The organism is Phormidesmis priestleyi BC1401 (genome assembly GCF_001650195.1).
GTDB lineage: Bacteria > Cyanobacteriota > Cyanobacteriia > Leptolyngbyales > Leptolyngbyaceae > Phormidesmis_A > Phormidesmis_A priestleyi_B.
On record NZ_LXYR01000168.1, the window covers coordinates 1 to 962 of the forward strand.

The following is a 962-nucleotide window of genomic DNA, read 5'->3' on the forward strand; positions in this document are numbered from 1 at the left end:
TATAGCCGTGGTCAACAGTGTTAGGACGTAGCCTCTTTAAGCACAGACTCTATGGCTTGTCGAAGGGAAGCCGCGCTCGATAACCCCTTGCGAATTCTACTTTTGAGCCAAGCCCAACACTGCTCAATCCGATTCAGGTCTGGAGAATAAGGGGGCAAGTAGAGCAGGCGAGCGCCAGCCGACTCAATCAGATCCGCAATGCGCCCGCCATGATGGAAGGTCGCGTTATCGAGAATCACCACCTGTCCCGGTTCCAGCACAGGCACTAAGCAGGTTTCAAGCCAAGTCTCGAACACAAGTCGGTTACAAGCGCCTTCTACTGTAAAGGGTGCCATGAGTTGACGTTGGCAGTAAGCTGCAATCATGTTGACTCGCCCCGCTCTTCGTCCAGATTTGAGTGCCTCAAAGCGCACGCCGCGTTCGCACCAACCGTAGCCATAATCATCGCGCTCGTCCATCCCGGATTCATCCACGTAGACTCTTTGTGACCGGGGAATCTCTGCTAGTTGAGCAACGAAAGTGGCTCGTTTCGCTGCATCTCGTTCCTGGTAGCCGTAAGTCTTTTTTTTCGACTCAAGCCGATTTTATGCAAGGCACGTGAGATCGTCCGAGCGCTGATCTTGCCTGACCACAACTCTGCCATCTCTAATTGCGTCTTCTCCCCATGCAGTTTGGCAAACTCAGTGAACTTGTCCCAATCCGTAATTTTGTCCACTGTGCGATGGGGGCGATTCGACCTTGCCTGATAGTCTCCGGTTTCCGCCTGCCGCTTTAGCCACAAGTCAATCGTGTTGCGACTAAGTTGGAAGATTTGAGCCGCTTCGCTTTTCTTCATCCCATCTAACTCGATGGCTTGAATAACTTTTTGACGCAGGTCGTAGCTGTAGGGTTTTGACATCAATGGGTTGTCTTGAGTTGGACTTCCTTCAGTCTATGTCCTATCAGTCTTGGCGACCGCTATA

At 51.7% G+C, this 962-nt stretch carries 1 protein-coding gene; it reads right to left on the reverse strand.

Annotated features, from left to right (window positions below):
• Window positions 1-20: 20 nt before the first annotated feature.
• Window positions 21-898 (reverse strand): IS630 family transposase gene (locus A8707_RS27760; RefSeq protein WP_156518910.1). Its coding sequence is split into 2 segments (ribosomal slippage): window positions 21-566 and window positions 569-898, totalling 876 coding nucleotides; the frame shifts between segments, so codons are not numbered across the junction.
• Window positions 899-962 lie beyond the last annotated feature (64 nt).